This window comes from Acidisoma sibiricum, assembly GCF_057837225.1.
Genome location: NZ_CM174445.1, coordinates 2,615,447 through 2,634,913 on the forward strand (window position 1 = coordinate 2,615,447; position 19,467 = coordinate 2,634,913).

Below are 19,467 nucleotides of genomic sequence, written 5' to 3' on the forward strand. Positions count from 1 at the left end.
ATGACGGATGAACAGTCATGCCAGCATCACCATCCGCAAGCTCGACGCCACCCTGAAAGAGAAGCTGCGCGTGCGTGCAGCCGAGCGCGGCCATTCTATGGAAGCAGAGGCCCGCGCCATCCTGCAGACCGTGTTGACGGAGCCTGCCCCGCGGCCTGAGCGCAATCTCTACGATCGTATTCGTGCTCGCTTCGAGCCGCTTGGCGGCGCGGACGATCTTGAAATACCCCCGCGCATGGTCGGTCGTGATCCACCCCGTTTCGACTGATGTTCATCCTGGATACCAACGTGCTCTCCGCGATCATGGGCGCCCGGCCGGTGCCTGAGGTCGCGGCCTGGATTGCGGGTGAACGGGAAGACGGTCTGTTCACAACGACGATCTGTCAGGCGGAAATTCTTTCCGGCCTCGCCATCATGCCGGAAGGCCGGCGCCGCTTGGCCCTGGAAGAGGCGGCAAACGCCATCTTCAGCGAAGAATTTGGCGGCCGTGTATTGCCATTCGATAGCGCAGCGGCGGCTGCCTATGCCAAGATTTTAGCGGCCCGCCGCAAGGTTGGCCGGGCGGCGGCGTCCTTTGATCTCATGATTGCAGCCGTCGCGCGCGTTCACGGCGCCTGCGTGGTGACGCGTGACCTCGGCGGCTTCGCCGATTGTGGTGTCCCGCTCATCAATCCTTGGCAGGTTTAGCGTGACGCCGAAGGAATGTGCAGTGCTGATTGGGTGAAGCGACGATTAACGGGGGGTAGGCCATTGGACGTGGAAATAACGGCTGAACAAAGGGCCAAGCTTCTGTCCCTGTTAGCTGATATTAGCTCAAATCAAATGGAACTTTTGTCGCTCATTTCCCAGTCGGCGATTGTCGCGATGACGAATGATCCAGAGACAAAAGTCGAAGAAGCGCAACGATTTCGCGAAGATTCGAAAATGGTGCGGGAAGCGATCAACAATACCTTCAAAGAGATCGCGAATGAATTCGAGCGCTGAGGAGGTGTGGAAGGCGCGCATGGCAGAGTCGGCCGCCCGCTTCGCTGATGCTTCAGCCAAGCAGGATCTTGCGACAAAAGCACTTGAAAAAGGCGGTGGAGGGGGTGATTCTGGAGGTATGGACACGCGGATCACTGCCCTGGAAGGCGCCGTCGGTCGCATTGAAGTGACCTTGGCACGCATGGATGAGAAGCTCTCTCATCTGGCGACGAAGGCTGAGCTGGCCGTAGAGATCGGCAAAATAAATGAAAAGCTAGCGACCAAACCCGGGATCGCGGGCATGTGGACGATGGCCATCGCCCTGATCGCGCTTGTGATCACTGCCGCAGCCTTGGGTCCGGACATCGGTCCCTGGCTGAGATCGCTTCTCGGTTAGCGACGCTCGGAGCGACACTCACCCCATCCTCACGAACCTTACGGCCGTATGCGCCTACCCAATCCGTGGCTGGTGGAAAACAAGCTGCATTTGCCCGGACTGAATGAGAAAAATGACGTTTGGCGCCGGCGGCCGACCGTCGCGCCGGTTGCCGGCCTATCGCAACAATGACAGGATAGAAACGTCATACCGGGAGACTCCGATGGTCCGTTCCTACCTCATCGCTTGCGTGCTCCTCGCACTCGGTGGCTGCGTCCAGAATGATGTCACAACCGACAGCGCCGCGCTCAGCGCCTCGCGTGCGACGGCCGTGGATGTGCAGCCGTCAGCCGCACCGGCTGAACCCGCCATGACGATGACGTCCGCCGGAACCATGACTAGCGCGGTCGCCATGACATCGACCGAGAGAATGGCGAAGGCCAGGGAAATCATCACGCATAAGACGACGACATCCGGGGCGATTTTGATACTCGCCAGCCCGGCATCGCTGGCCTCTGACTGCACGCCTCTCGGACCGGTGGAGGTCAAAGTGATTGTGCCACCACAGCATGGCGTCGTTCATGCCGCGCCGGGAACCGCATTCCCCCATTATGTGCCGGGCGATCCGCCTTATGCCTGCAACGGCAAGCGCAGCCCGGCCACGATCATCACCTACCGGTCCGCGCCGGACTTTAGCGGTGATGATTCAACCCTGTTGCAGATCTTCTTCCCGGATGGCGACGCGCCGAAGATCCTGTTCAACGTGTCCGTGGATTGATCGCAAGCGGCGATCGCGTTCACCCCATCCGTGCCAGCCGCACGGCCGTATGCCCGCGGCTTGGCCGCAGGCTCGGCATCACCAGAAGACAATTGTCATAGGGCGTGCGGATGTCGGTCGGTCCGTCGATCGCCAGCAGCGTATTGCGGTGCCGGATGATCTCACCCCCGCGATAGGGCTGCATGAAGGTGAAGCCCGCTGTCTTGGCCGTCACCACGCTCGTCACTTCCGCAAACACCGGCCGCCGCGGCGCGGGCGGCTGCGGCAGCAGCGGCTCGGCAGGATCGGCCATGTCCAGCGCCCGCAGCAATCCGGCGACCGAGAGATGCATCGTCGCCACGGTCTCGGCCAGCCAGTGCTGCCCACCCTCGATCAGATTGGCGACCGGCGCCCCCGCGTCATCGGCGAAGCGGTGGTAGTCGATCAGCCGCCGCCCGTTATTATGCCCATGGTCCGAGATCACGCATTCCGGCACGCCGATCGCCTGGCCCAAGGCGCGTCCGCGCGCCGTCTCGCCGCAGAGGATCAGCGGGTCGGACGGCCACAGCATGGAATGCAGGTCCAGCAGCACATCGGCGGTCTCGACCATCGGCCGCATCGCGCGCGCGCGGTCCAGCTCGGTCGAATGGCGCGGACCGTCCAGCAGCTCCGTGTCCCAGACGCGGTTGAGGTCTTCGTCGATATAGCGGGACGCGATCGGGTCCTCAGGGTCGAAACGGGCGAAGGCCGAAAGATTGGCGAAGCCGAAGGTCACACGCCCGCGGCTGGGCATGAAGCCGCTGGCCAGCAGCCGCTCCATCGCGATCGCGCCGGCAATCTCATTGCCATGGATGAGAGAGACCAGCAGCAGATGCGGTCCCGTCCGGCCGCTGTCCCGGGTTGTGAAGCCCGGCACGCCGGTATTGCCGGCAAGCCAGGGCGTCAGGTCGGGGGCCGCGAGTTCCACCGCGAACTGCGGCAGCGCCATGGCGCCGTTCGTCGGTGTCCGCAGGGCGGTCATCGGCACATCTGCTCCGCCATCCGGCGGATAAAGCGGTCGCAGGCGGCCAGTTCGCTTTCCGAAATCCATTCATCGCCCTGATGGGCCTGATTGATATCGCCGGGCCCGCAAACGATGGTGGGAATGCCCGCCTGCTGATAGAGGCCAGCCTCCGTCCCGTAGCTGACGCGCCCGGCACTGTTGCGGCCCGTCACCTGCCGCACGGTATCGGTCAGCGGGTGGTCCTCGGGCAGAGACAGGCCGGGAATCCAGTTCAGCACCTCAAAGGTGAAACCGGCTTCGGGATCGACTGCCTGCATCGCGGGCTCGATCTCGGCTGCCACGAAGGCGCGCAGGCGCTCTACTTCTGCGAAGAAGTCGTCGCCCGGCACGGTGCGCCATTCCATCTCGCACCAGGCAAGGTCGGGGATGATGTTAATGCCGGTGCCGCCGCCCATCCGCCCGACCTGGCAGGTGCTGTGCGGCGGGTCATAGCCGGGCACGAAAGGGCCTTCCACGGCAAAGCGCCGCGCCTCGGCGGCCACCCAGGCCATCGCCCGCGCCAGGGCCTGCACGGCATTGACGCCGCGTTCGGGAATGGCGGAGTGGCCGGCGCGGCCGCGTACCGTCACCCGCATGGCCAGCCGCCCCTTATGGCCGGTGATGGGGCCCAGCAGGCTCGGCTCGCCGACCAGGCAGACATCGGGTGTCCAGCCGCTATCCTGCATGTCCTCGATCAGGCGGCGCGCGCCGTTGCAGCTGATCTCCTCGTCATAGCTGATGAAGAGATGCACGGGCCGAGATAGATGGGCCGCCTGCAGGTCCGGGATGGCCGCCAGACAGCTCGCCACGAACCCCTTCATGTCGGCGGTGCCGCGGCCATAGAATTTGCCATCCGCGCGGCGCAGCGTGAACGGGTCCGAGGTCCAGTGCTGCCCCTCCACCGGCACGGTATCGACATGGCCGGACAGCGCCAGGCCGCCCGGACCCGGCTTGCCGATCACGGCATGGATATTGGCTTTCTCCCGCGTCTCGTCATGGCTGAGCCGGTAGGGCACGCCCAGCTCATCCAGATAGCCGGTGATGAAGGCGATGAGGGGCAGATTGCTGCGGTCGCTGGTGGTGTCGAAACCAATCAGCCGCGTCAGCAGATCGACCGTCGCGGGGAGCGCGGTCGGCGCGGCAGAGGCGACCTCGGCCAATGTTACAGTTTGCATGGGACCAATCCTATACCGGCCAGTCGCCGAGGCAACGGGGCATCTGCGCCGTCACGGTGGCAGGGCTGGGCGTTGACGCCAAGTTGCGCGCAGACCACAAGGCGCTGATGTCGTTCATGGCGCCCCAATCCGAGAGCTTCACCTCTGGCCTGACCCCGTCGAGCTGGATTCTCACCGAACCCTATGCCGGGCTGCAATCCCAGGCGCTTGGCCTGGCGGAAGCCGCCGGCCTCTCGCCTGAGACGCGCACGCTGCAGGCGCGCTTTCCCTGGAACTACGTTTCCGCCCCGCGCTGGCCCTGGCCGCTGCGTGCGGTTGAGCCTGCGGCCATCGCCGGAGACAGGCCCGGCCTCATGCTGTCCTGCGGCGGCATGGCGGCGGCCGTGGGCTCTGCGCTGCGCAGTCCAGACCATCGCGTCGTCCATATCCAGAACCCGCGCATGGCCTTCAGCAAGTTCGATCTCATCGTCGTCAACCGGCATGACGAGGTGACGGGGAAGAACGTCATCGTCACCCGCACGGCGCTGCATCGCGTGACGCAAGCGCGGCTAGCGGCAGCGCGCGCCCAATGGGCCCCGGTCTTCGCCCATTTGCCGCGCCCGCTGGTCGCCGTGCTGGTCGGCGGCACCAATGGCCGCTTCCGCCTGGATGCGCCGGTGGCCGCGGATCTGGCGCAGTCGCTGGCCGGCATGATGGAGGGCGACCGCGTCGGCCTGATGCTGACGCCCTCCCGCCGCACCGACCCGAAGGCGACCGCCGCCTTCCAGCAGATCCTGTCGCCGCGCGGCGCCTATGTCTGGGACGGCACCGGCGAGAATCCCTATTTCGGCATGCTGGCTTTGGCTGACATGATCATCGTCACCATCGATTCCGTCTCCATGGTCTCGGAAGCGGCGGCGACGACGGCGCCCGTCATGCTCGCGCCACTGCCCGGCCGGTCCCGTCGCATCGGCATTTTCACGGATGGGCTGATCGCCGATGGACGCGTGCGGCCCTTCCAGGGACGCTACGAGCATTGGCCGGTCGCGCCCCTGGACGATACCGCCGAAGCGGCGCAGGACATGCGCCGCAGGCTTGGCTTTTAACCTCTCATCACAAGAGGCCGCGACGATGCTCGATATTCAGACCTTCGACGCCGTGAAGGGTGGCAACGTCCTCTATAAGGCGCTGGCCCACCCCCTGGCCGCAGAGGCGATGGAGCGGCTGGCGGTGCGCCTTGCTTCGGCCGGTCCCGTGGGCCTGTTCGACCCTGACTCGGTGGCGCCCCCGCTGCTCACCATGTATCCGGCCCTGCCCATCACGGCGCTCTTCGTCCAGGACGTCCGCCAGGTGGGGGAGACGCGGGCCGGTCTCGTCGCCCAGCCGATGACCGAGATCGCCGATAGCGGCATCGCGACGCTGCTGGTCGCAGGCTTCGATGCAGACCGCACGGTCGCCCTGCTGCGCGCCTTTCTGCCGGACGGCATCGCGATTCTGAGTCTGGACGAGGTGCGCATTCCGGTCGAGCGCGTGACCAATCCCCGCCGCTATCTCGATCCGCTCAACTTCGCCATGAACTACGCCTTCTTCCGGGACGAGGACGGGCTCTCCACCCGTCTGGTCACCGCCAATTACTGGGCGAGCTATGGCGCGAAGGACGTCCGCTTCTGGCTGCGCCTCTATGATCGTGCGGGACAGATCCTGGCGGAATGGAGCGAGGCCGCGCCGAAAGGTCCGGGTGGCGTGGCGTTTGACAGCCGTGACGTGCGGGCGCGCTTCGGCCTGAGGGAATTCACCGGCCAGCTTTTCATCCATGCGGTCGGTGTGGCGGGTCATGACGTCGTCAAATACGCCGTCGATACGCTTGGCTCGGGCAATGAACACAGCCTCTCCTGCACGCATGACGCCAATGCCTGGCCCTCGGCCCGCTATGCCGGCCTGCCGGCGCCACGCGCGGATGAGCGGGTGATTCTCTGGGTGCAGAACAGCCACGGCTCGGCCATTCCCCGCGGCGGCATCGCGCTGGACCGGATGGGCGCTGAACAGCCGGTGCCGCTGGATGAGGAAATTCCGCCTTTCGCCACGCGCGCGCTGGATGTCGCGGAGCTGCTGCCCGATCTGCGCTGGCCGGCGCAGATCGAAATCCGCACCGGGCGGCATGTCGTGCGCCCGCGCTATGAGGTTACCCGCCAGGGCCGCACCCGCATCGCGCATGTCAATGTCGAGCGCGAGGCGCTGCCTAACGATCCCGGCATCAAAACCCTGCCGCCGCAGATGGGCCGCGGCTTTCTGCTGCCTTTTCCCATCCTCCCGCGCAGCCAGTATCGCAGCCAGGTTCTGCCGACGCCGATGGCCGAGGCCGAAACCACGCTTCCTCTGCGTATCGATGTCTTTGATCACGAGGGTCAGCAACTAGCCTCGAAATTCCTCGGCTGCCTGCCGCGTGACCACGCAACGCTGGTCGACCTAGATGACCTTCTGCCGGCTGGGGCGCTGCAGGAGATCGGCGGTCATGCCGATCTGGTCTATGACTTTCAGGATGGTGGCGATGCCAATGGCTGGCTGCATGCGCTGATGCGCTATGAGCGGCGGGACGAGGCGCATGCCGCCGAGACCAGTTTCGGCGCGCATATCTTCAATACGCTGATGACCTATAAGGGTGAGCCGCAATCCTATTCCGGGCCGCCGCCGGGCCTCTCGACGCGCCTGTTTCTGAAGCTGGGCGGGGAGGGACGGCACAGCTTTTGCCACCTCATCTATCCGGCCTCGGGGCCGTGGCATGCGCGGTCAGAGACCTGCCTGCAGCTGCATGACGGGGAGGGCATCATCATCGCCGAAGACATGATCCATCTCGCCCATTCCGGCTCCATGCTGGTGCGGCCGGACCTGATCTTCAGTGCCGCCCAGATCGCCCAGGCCGGTCCGCGCGGCTATGTCATCATCCGCGATAAGACCTGCCGCTTGTTTGGCTATCACGGCCTGGCGGATGAAGGCGGGCGCTTTTCGCTCGACCATATGTTCGGCTTCTGACACCAGCGCCGGCCCGTTCGGCCCCTCTCAGACCGGGCCGGGAAGCCGCGCCAGCGCGGCGGCGATCAGATCCATCGCGGCCAGCAGGCTGTCCGGGTCGGCATGGCCTGCGATCATCGCCCGCGCCTGGGCATGGGCGAGATCATCATAGGCCGCGCATTCGGCCTGGCCCGCCGGGGTCAGGTGCGCGATGCGGCGCCGGGCGTCATACCTGTCGCGCCGGGTGTCGATCAGCCCTTCCGCTTCCAGGCTGCGCAGCAGGCGGCTCATCAGGCCGGAATCGAGGTCAAGTTCAATGCGAATCGCCCCGATATCGGTCTGGCCATGGCCGATCGCCGTCAGCACGCGGGAAGCACCCAAAGGGCGGCCGCGACTCAGGAAGGCGGTGTCGAGAGCATCGCGGGCGGCGGCCACGGCACGGGTGAAGCGGCGGATGCGGGGGATGGCGTCGGGCGTCATGATGTCTGACTAAAGTCAGAGAGTTGCCAGATGTCAACTCAGGCAGCGTCCATGCCCTATTGCGGTCATGTCGCTGAGCTGAAGGTCTTTTGCATGGGCAGGAGAGGTTGGACTGGTGGGTGCGACAGGGATTGAACCTGTGACCCCCGCCGTGTGAAGGCGATGCTCTACCGCTGAGCTACGCACCCAGTCCGCGGTTGGTGGTGGGTTCTCTAAGGGCAAGCGCCGGGCGGAGCAAGCCCTTGTTTTCGGGCAAAAGCCCTCGGCCCGTGTTGGCAGCCATGCCGCGTTGGCGGTGGCGCGGCGGTCTGCTAGCGATGGGCCGCGCGCAACCCGCGTCCGGGTCGCGCGCCGGGAGATGAGATCGTCTATGGCTGATATATCCATTGTGCGATGGCAGAATAAAACGATCGCGGCGACCAGCGATTTCCGTGGTCCCTTAATCATGGCTCTGCCGGTCGCGGCCCTCTGGTTTCTCTGGCAATGGCTGAGCCTGCCGGGTCTCTTGCCGGTGCAGGCCGATCTGCCGCCGCTGCTGCGCTTCGCCCTCGCCAAGGGCCGCTACATGCCGGATTTCGGACTCATCATCGCGGGTTTCGCGGCGTTCCATTTTGAGCGCGGCCTGAAGCTGGAATGGGATCGGGCGGTCGCGATCAGACTCTATCTGCGCCTTCTGGCGCCGCTTCTGGCCTATCTGCTTGTTGCTCTGGTCTTGTTCGAGCTTGTGGCTTTGCGCATGCCCGGGCATCGCCTGGCACTGCCCTGGTCCCCGTCGGTGTTCGCGCCTGCCTTCTGGATCATGGCGACGATGGTGCTCGCGCTGATCCTGCTGCCGCCGCTGGTCTATTGGACCTGGACCTGCGTCTCCGACGTCTGCTGGGCGGGCATCGCGATCAGTTTCGCGTTCTACGGCATAAGCTTCCACGTCGGCTTCCACCATTACCTATGGCTATGGCCCTTCAACGCATTCCTTGATTTCGCCCTGGGCGTCTCCCTCTGCGCCTCCCTGTTTCGCGGCGTTGAATATCTGTCGGCGGTGCGCGGACCCGCCATCATCCTGGGCTGGGTCGCCCTGCTGGCCGGCGCGATCCTGGAAGGGCCGGCTCTGTTCTTCATCGGCTTTGTCATGATCCTGAGCGGCATGGCGGTGGGTGAGCGCAGTTGGTATCTGATCGGCGAGCGCGGTGTGCTTGCCTGGTCACGCACGGCGCTCGCCTTCGCGCTGGTGCAGCCGGCAGTCCTGCTCGCCTGGATGCAGTGGGGACCGCAGACACTGCGCCCGCTCTGGCTGCAGGCGCTGCTCCTGGCTCTCGTCATCCAGGTTCTGGCCGTCGTCCTCTATGGTCTGGTGATGGGTGCGCTGACACCGCTCGTCCGCCGCTCGCTCGCACTGCCAGCCGGCTGACGGTGCCGGTTGGCCCGAAGGTCATTGCCTTTTCAGTTCTCTGCCCCAAATGATCGTGTCAGCGCGCAACCCCCGGTCCGGGGCTGTTTCTCCATCAATGCCTGCAAGCCAGAGGTGCCATCATGAGCGACTTCCAGTCAGACCCGGCCGCACAGGCGAAGCGTGTGTCCGATGATATTGCGGCGCTGAAGGATGATGTCGCGTCACTCGTCCGCCAGATCAAGGAACTGGCTCTGCGCGAGGCGGGCCGCTTCAGCCAGGATGCGGCTGAGACCATTTCCGACCGTGCGGCTGATCTGTACGAAACGGTGTCTGACACCGGCCGGCGCGGCGCCGACAAGGTGACGGCTCATATCGAAGACAAGCCCGTCACCAGCCTGCTCATCGCATTCGCGGCCGGCTTCATCTTCAGCAAAATCGTGACGCGCTGAGCATGCTGCAGCAATTGCTCCGCTTCGGCCTGTCGCTGGCCTTCAACCCTGTCCGCATCGTCGAGGATGCCGCCGCCGCCGCGCGCCGCACGACGATCCTGATCGCCTGCACCATCTTCGCGGCCTTCGTGCTGCTGCCGGCACTGGGCTGTGCGGCGGCCGGTGTATGGATCTTTGTGCAGCATCGTCTAGGTCCGGTCTGGGCGGCCTTCATCACGGCGGCGGGCCTCGCCCTGGTCGCGGTGATCGTCCTGATCATCGGCCTGATCGTGTCGCGCAGCCGGCAGGGGCACCGCGCGCGGCGGGCTGATGCCGCCCGCGACTCGCGTGGTGCCGGTGCCGGTCCGTCGATCCTGGATGTCGCGGCCGCGGCTGCACCAGCCGCGATTGCGCTGATGCAGGCGCCGAAAAAAGCGGCGGCCGCCGGCGCGGCCGTCGGGCGCGGCGTCTTCGCCCGCCACAAGGGTGCCTTCCTGCTCGGCGCCGCGGTCGTGGGCCTGGTCATGGGCCAGGATCTGTTCCGGGGCCGCGGGCGTGGCCGCCGGCCGCGCGACTCGCAGTAACCCGCGCGCCTGGCCCTTCGTATCATCCGCAGGTGATGCGCAGGGCCAGGTTCAAGGGGCCGGTTATTCCGCCGCCACATGGCGGATCTGAATTTCAAGATTTTAATGAAGTCTAGTGCGTGAGCGACGTATTATCCGGTTCGCGGGTGGCAACATTCGTCGGACATCGGGTCGCCAGGCCAGCCACGGATCGTCGCATGACTATCACGGCATCTTGAGACCCCTCAGTCATCACTCAACGGTTACTGCCGCAGTCGGGGTAATCGCTGGCTCGTGAAGAGACGAATTGCCGATCCCGTTTTTATAAATGGTCAACGAAACGACCATCTTCGCACCAAAGCAGCGCCTTTAAGGGCTGCTTCCGAAGGAAAAGGAGTCTGTGATGGCCCTTACGATGCTGAACCTTGCGCCCGAGGGTAATCTCTCCCGCTATCTGCAAGAGATCCGCAAATTTCCGATGCTGACGGCTGAGGACGAGCTGAGCCTCTCGAAAGCCTGGCTTGAAAAGAACGACCTCGACGCAGCCCATAAGCTGGTCACCTCCCATCTGCGCCTCGTCGCCAAGATCGCGATGGGCTATCGCGGCTATGGCCTGCCGATCGGCGAGCTGATCAGTGAAGGCAATGTCGGCATGATGCAGGCGGTGAAGCGCTTCGACCCGGAGCGCGGCTTCCGTCTCGCCACCTACGCCATGTGGTGGATACGCGCCGCCATTCAGGAATACATCCTGCATAGCTGGTCGCTGGTCAAAATGGGTACTACGGCCGCTCAGAAGAAGCTGTTCTTCAACCTGCGCCGGCTGAAGGGCCAGATGCAGGCCATCGAGGACGGCGATCTGCGCCCCGAGCATGTTGCCGAAATCTCCCGCGTGCTCGGCGTGCCCGAACAGGACGTGGTCAATATGAACCGCCGCCTGTCCGCGCCCGACCACAGCCTGAATGCGCCGGTCCGCGCCGATAGCGAGGGCGAGTGGCAGGACTGGCTGGTCGATGACAGCGACAGCCAGGAGGATATGCTGGCCGACCGCGAGGAGCTGACCGACCGCAAGGCGCTGCTCGCGACCGCCCTGAAGAGCTTGAACGAGCGCGAGCGGCATATTCTGATTGAGCGCCGCCTGACCGAAGAGGCGACGACGCTGGAAGATCTGTCGCAGCGCTACCGCATCTCGCGGGAGCGGGTGCGCCAGATCGAGGTTCGGGCCTTTGAAAAGCTGCAGAAGTCGATGAAGGCGCAGATCGCCGATCGCCGCCAGCAGATCACCACGGGCGCCGAGACGGCGCGCATCGCCGCCTGATCGCTGCCGCGGTCATGACGATTGAAAAGGCCGGTCCCGGATGGGGCCGGCCTTTTTGTTTGCGCCGCTCAGATGCCGCCGTCGCTGATGGTGGCAGCAGCGGCCGACGACGCGCGCATCATCACGCGGCGGTCCTGCCGGCGCTGCTGGGTGCGTCGCTCCAGCCAGATCGCGACAACGATCGTGCCAAGCGCCATCAGGCTGAGGCCCGACCCCAGCCAGGGCAGGTAGCGGTAGGAAATGCCGGCTGAGACCATCAGGCCGCCGAACAGCGCGCCCATGGCATTGCCAAGGTTGAAGGCACTCTGATTGAGCGTGGAGGCGAGGCTGGGGGCAGCCCGCGCCTGATCGACCACCCGCATCTGCAGCGGCGAGGCGACGCCGAAGGCGAGCGCGCCCCAGATCATCATGGTGATGATCGCCGGCACCGGGCTCAGACTGGTCCAGGTGAACAGCGCCTGGATGACGATCAGCGAACACAGCATGACGACGATCGCCGCCATCAGCCGCCAGTCGGCGGCGCGCCCGCCGGCCAGATTGCCGAGCGTGATGCCGACGCCGAAGAGCAGCAGGGCGATGCTGACGCCATGCGGGGAGATGCCGGTGACATGTTCCAGCAGGGGGGTGATGTAGGTGAAGACCGTGAACAGGGCCGCCGAGCAGAGCGTGCTGGTCGCCATGGCCAGCTGCACCTGGGGATGGACGATCGCCAGCAATTCGCGCCGAAGCTTCATGCGCCGGCCTTGCCGCACGGCCGGCACCCAGACGAAGAGGGCAGCGAAGGCGACCACACCGATGATGCAGACCGCCCAGAAGGTCATGCGCCAGCCATAGGCCTGGCCGAGCAGCGTGCCGAGCGGCACGCCGAGCACATTGGCGAGTGTCAGCCCTGAAAACATGAGCGAAATCGCCAGGGCGCGCTGATGTTTCGGCACGACGTCGGCGGCGACGATGGCGCCGATGCCGAAGAAGGCGCCATGGGCGAGGGCGGTGAAGATGCGTGCCGCCATCAGCGTCTCATAGCTGCCGGCGAGCGCGCAGAGGCAGTTGCCGAGCACGAAGATGACCATCAGCGTCAGCAGGGATTGGCGGCGGGGAAAGCGGCTCATCAGCACGGCCATGATGGGCGAGCCGAGCGTGACCGACAGGGCATAGCCGGATACGAGCTGCCCGGCCTGGGGGATCGAGACGCTCAGACTGCGTCCGATTTCCGGCAGCAGGCCCATGATGACGAATTCCGTGGTGCCGATGCCGAAGGCGGCGGCAGCCAAAGCCAGCAAAGCAGGGGATAGTTTCAAGACGCGCGGCTCCGGGGAAGGCGATATTCCTTCACCTAGCGCGGCTTGATGGCCAGATCGAGGCGTTTTGTGCGCCGCAGTATCAGTCGTGGGTTTACAGCGAACTGCGTTGCGCAATGACGAGGCGCAGGCTGGCTGCGGCCGCCAGCAGGCCGACGATGGTCGCGACCGCGAAGCAGGCGGTCCCGGCTTGAATGACCGTCGCACGCGGCACGCCTTCGGCGAGACCGGCGGCGTTCGCCGCGATGCCGCCGAGCGCCGCACCGATGGCGAGCCCGGCCGAGAGCACGGAGGGCAGCATCGCCGAGGCCCGGTCGCGGTCGGCCGCTTCCGACCCCGTCATGATGACCTGGCTCAGCACGCCCCAGCAGAAACCGTTGCCGGTGCCGACGATGGCCTGGCCGACGAGCACGATCCAGAGCGTCGCATGCGCCATGCCGATCCATCCCAGTCCCAGACCGGCGGCGAGCAGGCAGGGACCGAGCCAGAGGCCGATGCGCGTGAAGCGCGGTGGCACATGGCTGACGGCCAGACCGACGCCGCCCCAGAAGGCGACCATGGCGGCGCCCAAAACGCTCGCCGTCAGCGGGTCATAGCCCCACACCTTCTCGATGAGCAGGATGGCATAGGTGCCGGGGCCGGTATGGGCGGCGGGCAGCAGCAGCACGACCCAGAAGGCAAGGCCCGCCGGCTTGCGCAATGAGAAGGCGCCGCGCGGCAGCATCCGGTTGGTGGACGCCAGATCGGCCCGCGCCACTGCCGCCAGGACCAGCATGGACAGGAGCAGACTGGCCAGGCGCGGATAGAGGCCGGGTTCGATCGCGGCGAGTGCCAGCAGCAGGATGCCGAAGGCGACTCCAGCGACCCGCAGAACAGGAATCCGATGCGCGGCTTCCTTGCGCTGTCCACCTTCGGGGATGACCGCCCAGACCAGGCCCATGAAGAGCAGGATGGGCGGAATCTCGACCAGAAAAGCCGCCCGCCAGGAAATCGCCTGGGTCAGGAAACCGCCGATGACGGGGCCTGCGAGCGACCCTGCGGCCCAGATCGTGGCCTCGATGCCGAAGATCGCGGGGATCATCAGCGGCGGAAAGACTTCCGGGATCAGAATATAGGTGATGCTGGAAACGGCACCTTCGCCCAGGCCCTGGAGCACGCGGCCGCCCAGCAGGGTCCAGATATTGGGTGCGAGGCCACAGGCGAGTGACCCCACCAGATAGGCGAGTCCCGCGCCCTGCAGCACGGTGGGCGTGCCCAGACGCCATTTGAGGGGAGAGGCGAGAATGCCGGCCACGATGGCGGCGATCAGATAGAAGGTGAAGCTCCAGCTGATCAGCGTCAGATGGCCCAGCACCTGCACGGCCGAGGGCATGCAGGCCGAGACCAGAAAGGCCGCAAAGGCGTACAGCGCCGAGCCCAGGCTGAAGGTCGCGAGATACGCACCATAGGGCGGCGCGAACAGGCGCCTCCAGGATAGAGTGGCGTCCAGGTTCATGACATGCTGACTTCGGCGGCCCTCAACCCTTGGCGCGCTTGCGGCGGGGCACCCGCGGCAAATGTCCAGGCCAATCGACGACGTGATGCTCCAGCGGTCCCGCGTCACGCTCGTTCACGATGCGGCCGGCGGCCGAGGCGCCGGAGGAGATAACGGTCTCATAGGTGCCGCTGACGAGAGGGTGCCAGTCCGGCAGATCCTGGCCTTCCTCCAGCAGCCGATAGGCGCAGGAGGGCGGCAGCCAATCGATGTCGCGCAGGACCGTGGGCGTCAGCTGCACGCAGTCTGGCACCTTCGCGAAGCGGTTCGCATAATCGGTGCAGTGGCAGTCTTCGCTGTTCAAAAGCCTGCAGGAGACATTGGTGAAGGACAGGGCCTCCGTCTCCTCGTCGCGCAGCTTGTGCAAACAGCAGCGGCCACAGCCATCGCAGAGCGATTCCCATTCTGCCTGGGTCATCTCGTCAAGCGTCTTGGTCTTCCAGAATGGCGCGGTCATACCGCCTTCATATCAGAGCGGCGGCGTCAGGAGGACTGGGCCGGCTGCCAGGACAGCGTCTCAAGCAATGCGCCTGGCGCAATGATCGAAAGCAGCCGTGCAGTCGCGGCAAAGTGGTCGAAGCCGCCGCCGGGAACGGCCCCGAGGAGTGCCGTCTCGATAGCGGCGTAATCGCCACCCTTCGCGATCAGATTGATCAGGGCCGCCTGGACCGGCGGAATGCCGGGATTATAGGCGGCATTCTCGATGGCGCTGCCGGTAACGATGCGGCCGTCCGCCAGCTTCAGCAGCAGGGCGGACGGGCAGCCGCTATAGGGCGTATAGGCGCGCTCCCCCGCAGCCCGAAGGGCAGCGAGCGTCGCGGTATCGGCCACCGCCAGCGCGTCTTCCGTGATGACCAGCTTTTGGCCACTGTCGGGGCCAGCGCCGATCTGTCCCAGATCGGCAGGGCCGAAGCTGAAGGGCAGGAGGGTCGCGAGAGACTGGCGGTCACCGCCTGGATCGAGGATCGTGAGCCTCTCGCGCCCGGCGAATTCGTTCATGAACTGACGGCAATGGCCGCAGGGCCGGGCCGACACCGCGATACGCGCGAGCGTGACGCCGCGGTGATAGGCGCGGGTGAACAGGAATTGCTCGGCATGGATGGTGTCGCCCGACCCGGCGGCCGGAAACTCGACATTGGCGCCGAAGATGAGGTCCCCGGTCTCAGCCGCGAGACCCACGGCGCCGACATGGAAACGGGAGATCGGCGGGCGTGCCAAGTGCTGCGCTGCGGGCAGGAAGGCGAGCATCAGCGCGTCGATATCGGCGAGGCCGGTTGCCGACAGCAGATCCGTGACAGCGGCGGCCGGCACGACATGATCGGGCCCGACCGCCTCTGCCAGGGCGCGCGCCGTCATCAGCCGGCGGTGCCGGTGGCGGGCGGATGGGTGGCCCAGCTCTGCACCAGGAAACCCGCAATATCATCCGCGGCCTGTCCCCATAGTGTGCTCATGCTGCCGGCGATGGCCGAGACCACCGGGCTGCCGGCGGATGCCTGATGCTGGATGCTGCGGGTGGCGAGCAGCGTCATGCTTTGCCCGTCGCGCAGGCCGACCTGCAATTGCAGTATCATCTGCCCGGAACTGTCAGGATCGAAGCGCAGCACGTTGATCTCGATCAGCAGATTGGCATTGGCGCCGATCGAGCCGCCCGAGCCGATGACGGTCGTGCCCGTCAGCCGGGTCGACAAATCCTGCACCATGGTCGCCTGCAGCATATCGGCCAGGGGCTCGGCCCAGATATCGTTGCTATGGATATCAAGCTTGAAGTCCTGCGATCGCTTGATGATTCCGGCGCGGTCGAGATAGCCGGGAATGCTGATCGTGCGCACCTCAACCGAAGGTGGCCCGCCGGCCACCGCCGTGCCAGGCACCGCGCCGATCCGGTAGTAGTTTGGATCGGCCGAGGCGCAGCCGCTGAGGCCCACCGCCAGCGGCGCGGCGCCCAGAACAAGACAAAGAAACTGTCGGCGTGGAGGCATCATTGTCCACCTGTCGCATGGCCGGTGCGGCCGAGAATGAGAGCTTCGGGATGGCGATCCAGATAATCCGCCAGTTCCTTGACCGACCGCAGCGCGCCGTCAGCCTGGGAGAGCAGCTGGCCGAGGCTGCGGGAGAAGTCCGAATTGCCACCATAGCTGCGGCTGAGCTGCCCCAGCGTCTGGTTCGCCTCGCGCAGCGTCGCGTTCAGATTGGCCGTCATCACCGGCAGCTGCTTCAAGGTCGGCTGCAGGCCGCGATTGGTGTTGTCGACCAGGGACTGGACGCTTTGCAGCGTCTCCGACAGCGACGCGATCGCCTTCTTCACCTGTTCGCCGCCCAGGGTGTTGTTCGACGTCACCAGCAGCTTGTTCAGATTGTCGCCGATCTGCTCGAAGGGAATCGCGGAGAGTTTGGCCGTGATGGTGGACAGCGCGGTCAGCGGGTCGCCGCTGCCGTCTGAATTCGGCAGCAGGATGGCGTCACCCTCCCGCGTCAGCGTGACCGGCGGCGCATGCGCATCGATGGTCAGCGCCAGTTCCTTCTGGCCGGTGATGAAATTGCTGCTGGCGATGGAAATGCGCAGCCCCGCATTGACCATGTGCTGCAGCACCACCAGCGGGTCCAGACCCTTGGGGAATTCGGAGTCGCTGAAGACCCGCTCGGGCTGCAATTCCAGCGCCACACGGACACGGGCCTTGCCCGTGCCAGGATCGACCAGAAGCTTGACGGCCGTCACTTCACCCACCTGCATGCCGAAGATCGTGACCGGCGTGCCGCGGCTGATGCCCGCGACTGAGGTCTCAAAATACGCGACGGCCTCGACCTTATGCGAGTAGCCCGAGGAATCCGCATCTTCCTTGTTGTCGAAAAGGTGGAAGGTCGCGTTGTTCGGGCTTGCATCCGCGCTGATCGCGTCCGGTGGCAGATCATAGGTCACGCCGCCCGCGAGCAGCGCCTCCAGGCTCTGCACCTCGACGTGAAAGCCGCCATTCTGGAAGCCCAGCGACAGGCCTGAGGAGTTCCAGAAATGGCTCTGCGGCTTGACGAGCTTGTTATACGGCGCGCGGATGAAAATATTGACCGTCACGGGGCCGATGCCGTCACCGAGATCATAGCCCAGCACTTCACCCACGACGACGTCGCGGTAGAAGACGGGCGAACCGCTGGACAGCGATCCGATGGTATTCGCCCGCAGCACATAGGTGCTGCCGGGGACGTCGGAGCGCACGCCTGGCGGCTCTTCCAGACCTTTGAAATGGGTCTCGTAGCGGCCGCCATTGCTGCCGGGATCGACGCCGATGAAGGCACCCGAGACGAGGGTATCGAGGCCTGAGAGATTGGTCACCGAGAAACGCGGACGCACCACCCAGAAGCGGGCATGGTTGGTCAGGAAGCGGGTGCCCAGATTGTTCATGCGCACGCGCACCACGACATGCTCGTTATCAGGGCTGAGATCGATACTCTCGACCGTGCCCAGGGCCACGGCCTTGTATTTGACCTGGGTCTGTCCCGCCGCCAGGCCCTGCGCCGTGCTGAAGGTGATGGTGACGAGCGGCCCCTGCTCGATGATCGTGCGGTAGCCCAGATAGATGGCGATGAGCGCCGCCAGAATCGGGATGATCCAGACGAACGAAAAATGCCGCCGCCGGATATGCACCGGTGGCGGTGGCATGGCCGGCTGAGCGGGCTGGTCGTCGACGCGTGGCGGGTGGTCAGGGTCGGTCATGCAGTTGCATCCTTGGCGTCCATGCCTTTTTCGGGCGCGGGCACGGGCGGGGGAGAGGCGGGCGTGTGTGGACCGACCGGCGGGATGGCGACGGTCTGGCCGCGCGCCACATCCCACATGGTGCGGGGGTCGAATGTCATCACCGCGAACATGGTCAGCACCACCACTGCGGCAAAGCAGGGGGCGCCGACCTCGGCCTTGATCTGAGCGAATTGGTCGAAACGCACCAGCGCCACGAGAATCGAAATCATGAAGATGTCGATCATCGACCAGCGGCCGATGAAGTCGATCACGCGGAAGGCGCGCGTGCGACCGCGCAGCTGCGTCACCCGTCCGCGCTGCGTTTGCAGAAGCAGAAACCCGAGCGTGATGAGCTTGGCGATCGGGATGGTGATGGAGGCCAGAAAGACCAATCCGGCCAGGGGCCACAGGCCGTAATCGATCAGTTCTTTGATGCCGCCGAAAATGGTGAAGCTTTGGGTCTGGCCAAGCTGGGTGATGATCATCACCGGGTAAATATTGGCGGGGATGTAAAGGCAGGCCGCTGAGATCAGGAAGGCCCAGGTGCGGGAGGTGCTGTCGTGCTTGCGAGGATGCAGCACGGTGTCGCACCGCCGGCAATGGCCGCCGGCGGAGGCATGATTGACCAGATGGCAGGTGTGGCAGCCGATCACCTGCGGTTCGGCGGCTTCCTGCTCGGCCGGGGTCGGCCCGAGTTTGACTTTCGGGTGGCGGCGCCGATAGCGCACGTCGGCGGCAAGATCGGCGCGCTCCAGGCCGCGCCAGACCGCTTCATGATCCAGCGCGCCGTCCGCCGCGGCCATCGAAACCATCAGGCCGATGAGCGCATAGAGCGACGTATCGAGACTGACATGGGCAATGGCGATGAGCCGCGTATAGGCCACCATGAAGCCAAGAAGGTACACGTCGATCATCGACCAGGGGGTGATGCGGTGATAGATGCGAAACAGGGCGATCGAGATGCGCGGGGGCACGAACCCCGTTTCCAGTCCGATCAGCGTCGTCAGCATGATGCCGAGCTTGATGCCGGGAAAGATCGCGGTGACTGCCAGAACGAGCATCCCGAGCACGAGATAGCCCTGGCCCATCAAGGCGTCAGGTCCGGTTTCCAGGCGTGCCAGCTGGAAGCGGCCATAGGCCGAGATTTCCAGGAAGGGGGCGACCAGCGCGAAGGCATAGAACAGCGCCGCCGCCATGCCGCAGGCGATGGAAAAGCTGAAGGGCGCGCGCAGCATCCGCCATAGCGTCTTATGGCAGCGCGGACATTCCGCGACCAGGCCGGGCTCCATGTCGGGCAATGCGGAGAGCAATCCGCAATCCGGGCATTCCCGCCAATGGTCCAGCCGATAGACCGCGCGGGCTTCGGCTAGATCGGGCGCGGCCATCCGGCTCTCTCAATGGGCTGCAGGGGCGAAGTCCTTGAGTTCTGCTGGC

At 65.3% G+C, this 19,467-nt stretch carries 21 protein-coding genes and 1 tRNA gene; 11 read left to right on the plus strand and 11 right to left on the minus strand.

Annotated features, from left to right (window positions below):
• Window positions 1–7: 7 nt before the first annotated feature.
• From AC3G7M_RS12460 to AC3G7M_RS12480, 5 genes are all read left to right on the plus strand, one after another.
• Complete coding sequence (locus AC3G7M_RS12460) at window positions 8–268, plus strand: FitA-like ribbon-helix-helix domain-containing protein (protein WP_489212335.1); 261 nt, start codon at window positions 8–10, stop codon at window positions 266–268.
• Window positions 268–687 (plus strand): type II toxin-antitoxin system VapC family toxin, encoded by a 420-nt coding sequence (locus AC3G7M_RS12465; RefSeq protein WP_489212336.1) that lies wholly within the window; start codon window positions 268–270, stop codon window positions 685–687. Before AC3G7M_RS12460 ends, AC3G7M_RS12465 begins: the two co-directional genes overlap by 1 nt.
• 69 nt (window positions 688–756) lie before the next feature.
• Window positions 757–984, plus strand: coding sequence for a hypothetical protein (locus AC3G7M_RS12470; protein WP_489212337.1), 228 nt, complete (start codon window positions 757–759; stop codon window positions 982–984).
• The gene (locus AC3G7M_RS12475) at window positions 968–1,360 is read left to right on the plus strand and encodes a hypothetical protein (RefSeq protein ID WP_489212338.1); all 393 of its coding nucleotides are present in this window, start codon (window positions 968–970) and stop codon (window positions 1,358–1,360) included. The genes AC3G7M_RS12470 and AC3G7M_RS12475 overlap by 17 nt, the downstream gene beginning before the upstream one ends.
• 112 nt (window positions 1,361–1,472) lie before the next feature.
• On the plus strand, window positions 1,473–2,117 hold the full coding sequence (locus AC3G7M_RS12480; RefSeq protein WP_489212340.1) for a hypothetical protein: 645 nt from the start codon (window positions 1,473–1,475) through the stop codon (window positions 2,115–2,117).
• Between the two features lie 19 nt (window positions 2,118–2,136).
• Here the strand turns inward: AC3G7M_RS12480 and AC3G7M_RS12485 are convergent, their stop codons facing one another.
• On the minus strand, window positions 2,137–3,117 hold the full coding sequence (locus AC3G7M_RS12485; RefSeq protein ID WP_489212341.1) for a M14 family metallopeptidase: 981 nt from the start codon (window positions 3,115–3,117) through the stop codon (window positions 2,137–2,139).
• Complete coding sequence (gene argE / locus AC3G7M_RS12490) at window positions 3,114–4,313, minus strand: acetylornithine deacetylase (protein WP_489212342.1); 1,200 nt, start codon at window positions 4,311–4,313, stop codon at window positions 3,114–3,116. The genes AC3G7M_RS12485 and argE overlap by 4 nt, the downstream gene beginning before the upstream one ends.
• Here argE and AC3G7M_RS12495 point away from each other — a divergent pair.
• Complete coding sequence (locus tag AC3G7M_RS12495; protein ID WP_489212343.1) at window positions 4,298–5,398, plus strand: mitochondrial fission ELM1 family protein; 1,101 nt, start codon at window positions 4,298–4,300, stop codon at window positions 5,396–5,398. The genes argE and AC3G7M_RS12495 overlap by 16 nt on opposite strands.
• Window positions 5,399–5,423: 25 nt before the next feature.
• Complete coding sequence (locus AC3G7M_RS12500; RefSeq protein ID WP_489212345.1) at window positions 5,424–7,322, plus strand: hypothetical protein; 1,899 nt, start codon at window positions 5,424–5,426, stop codon at window positions 7,320–7,322.
• A 27-nt stretch (window positions 7,323–7,349) separates the two neighbouring features.
• Here AC3G7M_RS12500 and AC3G7M_RS12505 read toward each other — a convergent pair whose 3' ends face one another.
• Together AC3G7M_RS12505 and AC3G7M_RS12510 are read right to left on the minus strand one after the other, a co-directional pair.
• The gene (locus AC3G7M_RS12505; protein ID WP_489212347.1) at window positions 7,350–7,781 is read right to left on the minus strand and encodes a MarR family transcriptional regulator; all 432 of its coding nucleotides are present in this window, start codon (window positions 7,779–7,781) and stop codon (window positions 7,350–7,352) included.
• A 113-nt stretch (window positions 7,782–7,894) separates the two neighbouring features.
• Window positions 7,895–7,969, minus strand: a tRNA-Val gene (locus AC3G7M_RS12510).
• Window positions 7,970–8,151: 182 nt separating this feature from the next.
• Here AC3G7M_RS12510 and AC3G7M_RS12515 point away from each other — a divergent pair.
• From AC3G7M_RS12515 to rpoH, 4 genes are all read left to right on the plus strand, one after another.
• Window positions 8,152–9,186, plus strand: a complete 1,035-nt coding sequence (locus AC3G7M_RS12515) for a hypothetical protein (RefSeq protein WP_489212348.1) — start codon at window positions 8,152–8,154, stop codon at window positions 9,184–9,186.
• Between the two features lie 122 nt (window positions 9,187–9,308).
• Window positions 9,309–9,617: an ElaB/YgaM/YqjD family protein gene (locus tag AC3G7M_RS12520; protein WP_489212349.1), complete on the plus strand. Its 309-nt coding sequence runs from the start codon at window positions 9,309–9,311 to the stop codon at window positions 9,615–9,617.
• A gap of 2 nt (window positions 9,618–9,619) precedes the next feature.
• A complete protein-coding gene (locus AC3G7M_RS12525; RefSeq protein WP_489212350.1) occupies window positions 9,620–10,180 on the plus strand; it encodes a hypothetical protein in 561 nt (186 codons plus the stop codon).
• Between the two features lie 382 nt (window positions 10,181–10,562).
• Entirely contained in the window at window positions 10,563–11,474 is a 912-nt protein-coding gene (rpoH, locus tag AC3G7M_RS12530) for an RNA polymerase sigma factor RpoH (protein WP_489212351.1), read from the plus strand.
• Between the two features lie 68 nt (window positions 11,475–11,542).
• On the opposite strand, the gene AC3G7M_RS12535 is transcribed toward rpoH, so the two are convergent.
• From AC3G7M_RS12535 to AC3G7M_RS12565, 7 genes are all read right to left on the minus strand, one after another.
• The gene (locus AC3G7M_RS12535) at window positions 11,543–12,772 is read right to left on the minus strand and encodes an MFS transporter (protein WP_489212352.1); all 1,230 of its coding nucleotides are present in this window, start codon (window positions 12,770–12,772) and stop codon (window positions 11,543–11,545) included.
• Window positions 12,773–12,866: 94 nt separating this feature from the next.
• Entirely contained in the window at window positions 12,867–14,267 is a 1,401-nt protein-coding gene (locus tag AC3G7M_RS12540) for an MFS transporter (RefSeq protein WP_489212353.1), read from the minus strand.
• Between the two features lie 22 nt (window positions 14,268–14,289).
• Complete coding sequence (locus AC3G7M_RS12545; protein WP_489212354.1) at window positions 14,290–14,763, minus strand: YcgN family cysteine cluster protein; 474 nt, start codon at window positions 14,761–14,763, stop codon at window positions 14,290–14,292.
• 26 nt (window positions 14,764–14,789) lie between these two features.
• Window positions 14,790–15,662, minus strand: coding sequence for a cytidine deaminase (cdd, locus tag AC3G7M_RS12550; RefSeq protein ID WP_489212355.1), 873 nt, complete (start codon window positions 15,660–15,662; stop codon window positions 14,790–14,792).
• Window positions 15,662–16,288 (minus strand): PqiC family protein, encoded by a 627-nt coding sequence (locus tag AC3G7M_RS12555; protein WP_489212356.1) that lies wholly within the window; start codon window positions 16,286–16,288, stop codon window positions 15,662–15,664. Before AC3G7M_RS12555 ends, cdd begins: the two co-directional genes overlap by 1 nt.
• Complete coding sequence (locus AC3G7M_RS12560) at window positions 16,285–18,012, minus strand: PqiB family protein (protein WP_489212357.1); 1,728 nt, start codon at window positions 18,010–18,012, stop codon at window positions 16,285–16,287. The genes AC3G7M_RS12555 and AC3G7M_RS12560 overlap by 4 nt, the downstream gene beginning before the upstream one ends.
• Window positions 18,009–19,418, minus strand: a complete 1,410-nt coding sequence (locus AC3G7M_RS12565; RefSeq protein ID WP_489212358.1) for a paraquat-inducible protein A — start codon at window positions 19,416–19,418, stop codon at window positions 18,009–18,011. The genes AC3G7M_RS12560 and AC3G7M_RS12565 overlap by 4 nt, the downstream gene beginning before the upstream one ends.
• Window positions 19,419–19,467 lie beyond the last annotated feature (49 nt).

What these genes read in the sequence shown, in the direction of transcription:
- AC3G7M_RS12475 (WP_489212338.1), top strand. Translation starts at nt 968, where the DNA reads ATGAATTCGAGCGCTGAGGAGGTGTGGAAGGCGCGCATGGCAGAGTCG.
- AC3G7M_RS12555 (WP_489212356.1), bottom strand. Translation starts at nt 16,288, where the DNA reads ATGATGCCTCCACGCCGACAGTTTCTTTGTCTTGTTCTGGGCGCCGCG.
- cdd (WP_489212355.1), bottom strand. Translation starts at nt 15,662, where the DNA reads ATGACGGCGCGCGCCCTGGCAGAGGCGGTCGGGCCCGATCATGTCGTG.
- rpoH (WP_489212351.1), top strand. Translation starts at nt 10,563, where the DNA reads ATGGCCCTTACGATGCTGAACCTTGCGCCCGAGGGTAATCTCTCCCGC.
- AC3G7M_RS12540 (WP_489212353.1), bottom strand. Translation starts at nt 14,267, where the DNA reads ATGAACCTGGACGCCACTCTATCCTGGAGGCGCCTGTTCGCGCCGCCC.
- AC3G7M_RS12460 (WP_489212335.1), top strand. Translation starts at nt 8, where the DNA reads ATGAACAGTCATGCCAGCATCACCATCCGCAAGCTCGACGCCACCCTG.
- AC3G7M_RS12495 (WP_489212343.1), top strand. Translation starts at nt 4,298, where the DNA reads ATGTTACAGTTTGCATGGGACCAATCCTATACCGGCCAGTCGCCGAGG.
- argE (WP_489212342.1), bottom strand. Translation starts at nt 4,313, where the DNA reads ATGCAAACTGTAACATTGGCCGAGGTCGCCTCTGCCGCGCCGACCGCG.
- AC3G7M_RS12560 (WP_489212357.1), bottom strand. Translation starts at nt 18,012, where the DNA reads ATGACCGACCCTGACCACCCGCCACGCGTCGACGACCAGCCCGCTCAG.
- AC3G7M_RS12520 (WP_489212349.1), top strand. Translation starts at nt 9,309, where the DNA reads ATGAGCGACTTCCAGTCAGACCCGGCCGCACAGGCGAAGCGTGTGTCC.
- AC3G7M_RS12500 (WP_489212345.1), top strand. Translation starts at nt 5,424, where the DNA reads ATGCTCGATATTCAGACCTTCGACGCCGTGAAGGGTGGCAACGTCCTC.
- AC3G7M_RS12515 (WP_489212348.1), top strand. Translation starts at nt 8,152, where the DNA reads ATGGCTGATATATCCATTGTGCGATGGCAGAATAAAACGATCGCGGCG.
- AC3G7M_RS12480 (WP_489212340.1), top strand. Translation starts at nt 1,473, where the DNA reads ATGACGTTTGGCGCCGGCGGCCGACCGTCGCGCCGGTTGCCGGCCTAT.
- AC3G7M_RS12485 (WP_489212341.1), bottom strand. Translation starts at nt 3,117, where the DNA reads ATGACCGCCCTGCGGACACCGACGAACGGCGCCATGGCGCTGCCGCAG.
- AC3G7M_RS12565 (WP_489212358.1), bottom strand. Translation starts at nt 19,418, where the DNA reads ATGGCCGCGCCCGATCTAGCCGAAGCCCGCGCGGTCTATCGGCTGGAC.
- AC3G7M_RS12505 (WP_489212347.1), bottom strand. Translation starts at nt 7,781, where the DNA reads ATGACGCCCGACGCCATCCCCCGCATCCGCCGCTTCACCCGTGCCGTG.
- AC3G7M_RS12465 (WP_489212336.1), top strand. Translation starts at nt 268, where the DNA reads ATGTTCATCCTGGATACCAACGTGCTCTCCGCGATCATGGGCGCCCGG.
- AC3G7M_RS12545 (WP_489212354.1), bottom strand. Translation starts at nt 14,763, where the DNA reads ATGACCGCGCCATTCTGGAAGACCAAGACGCTTGACGAGATGACCCAG.
- AC3G7M_RS12525 (WP_489212350.1), top strand. Translation starts at nt 9,620, where the DNA reads ATGCTGCAGCAATTGCTCCGCTTCGGCCTGTCGCTGGCCTTCAACCCT.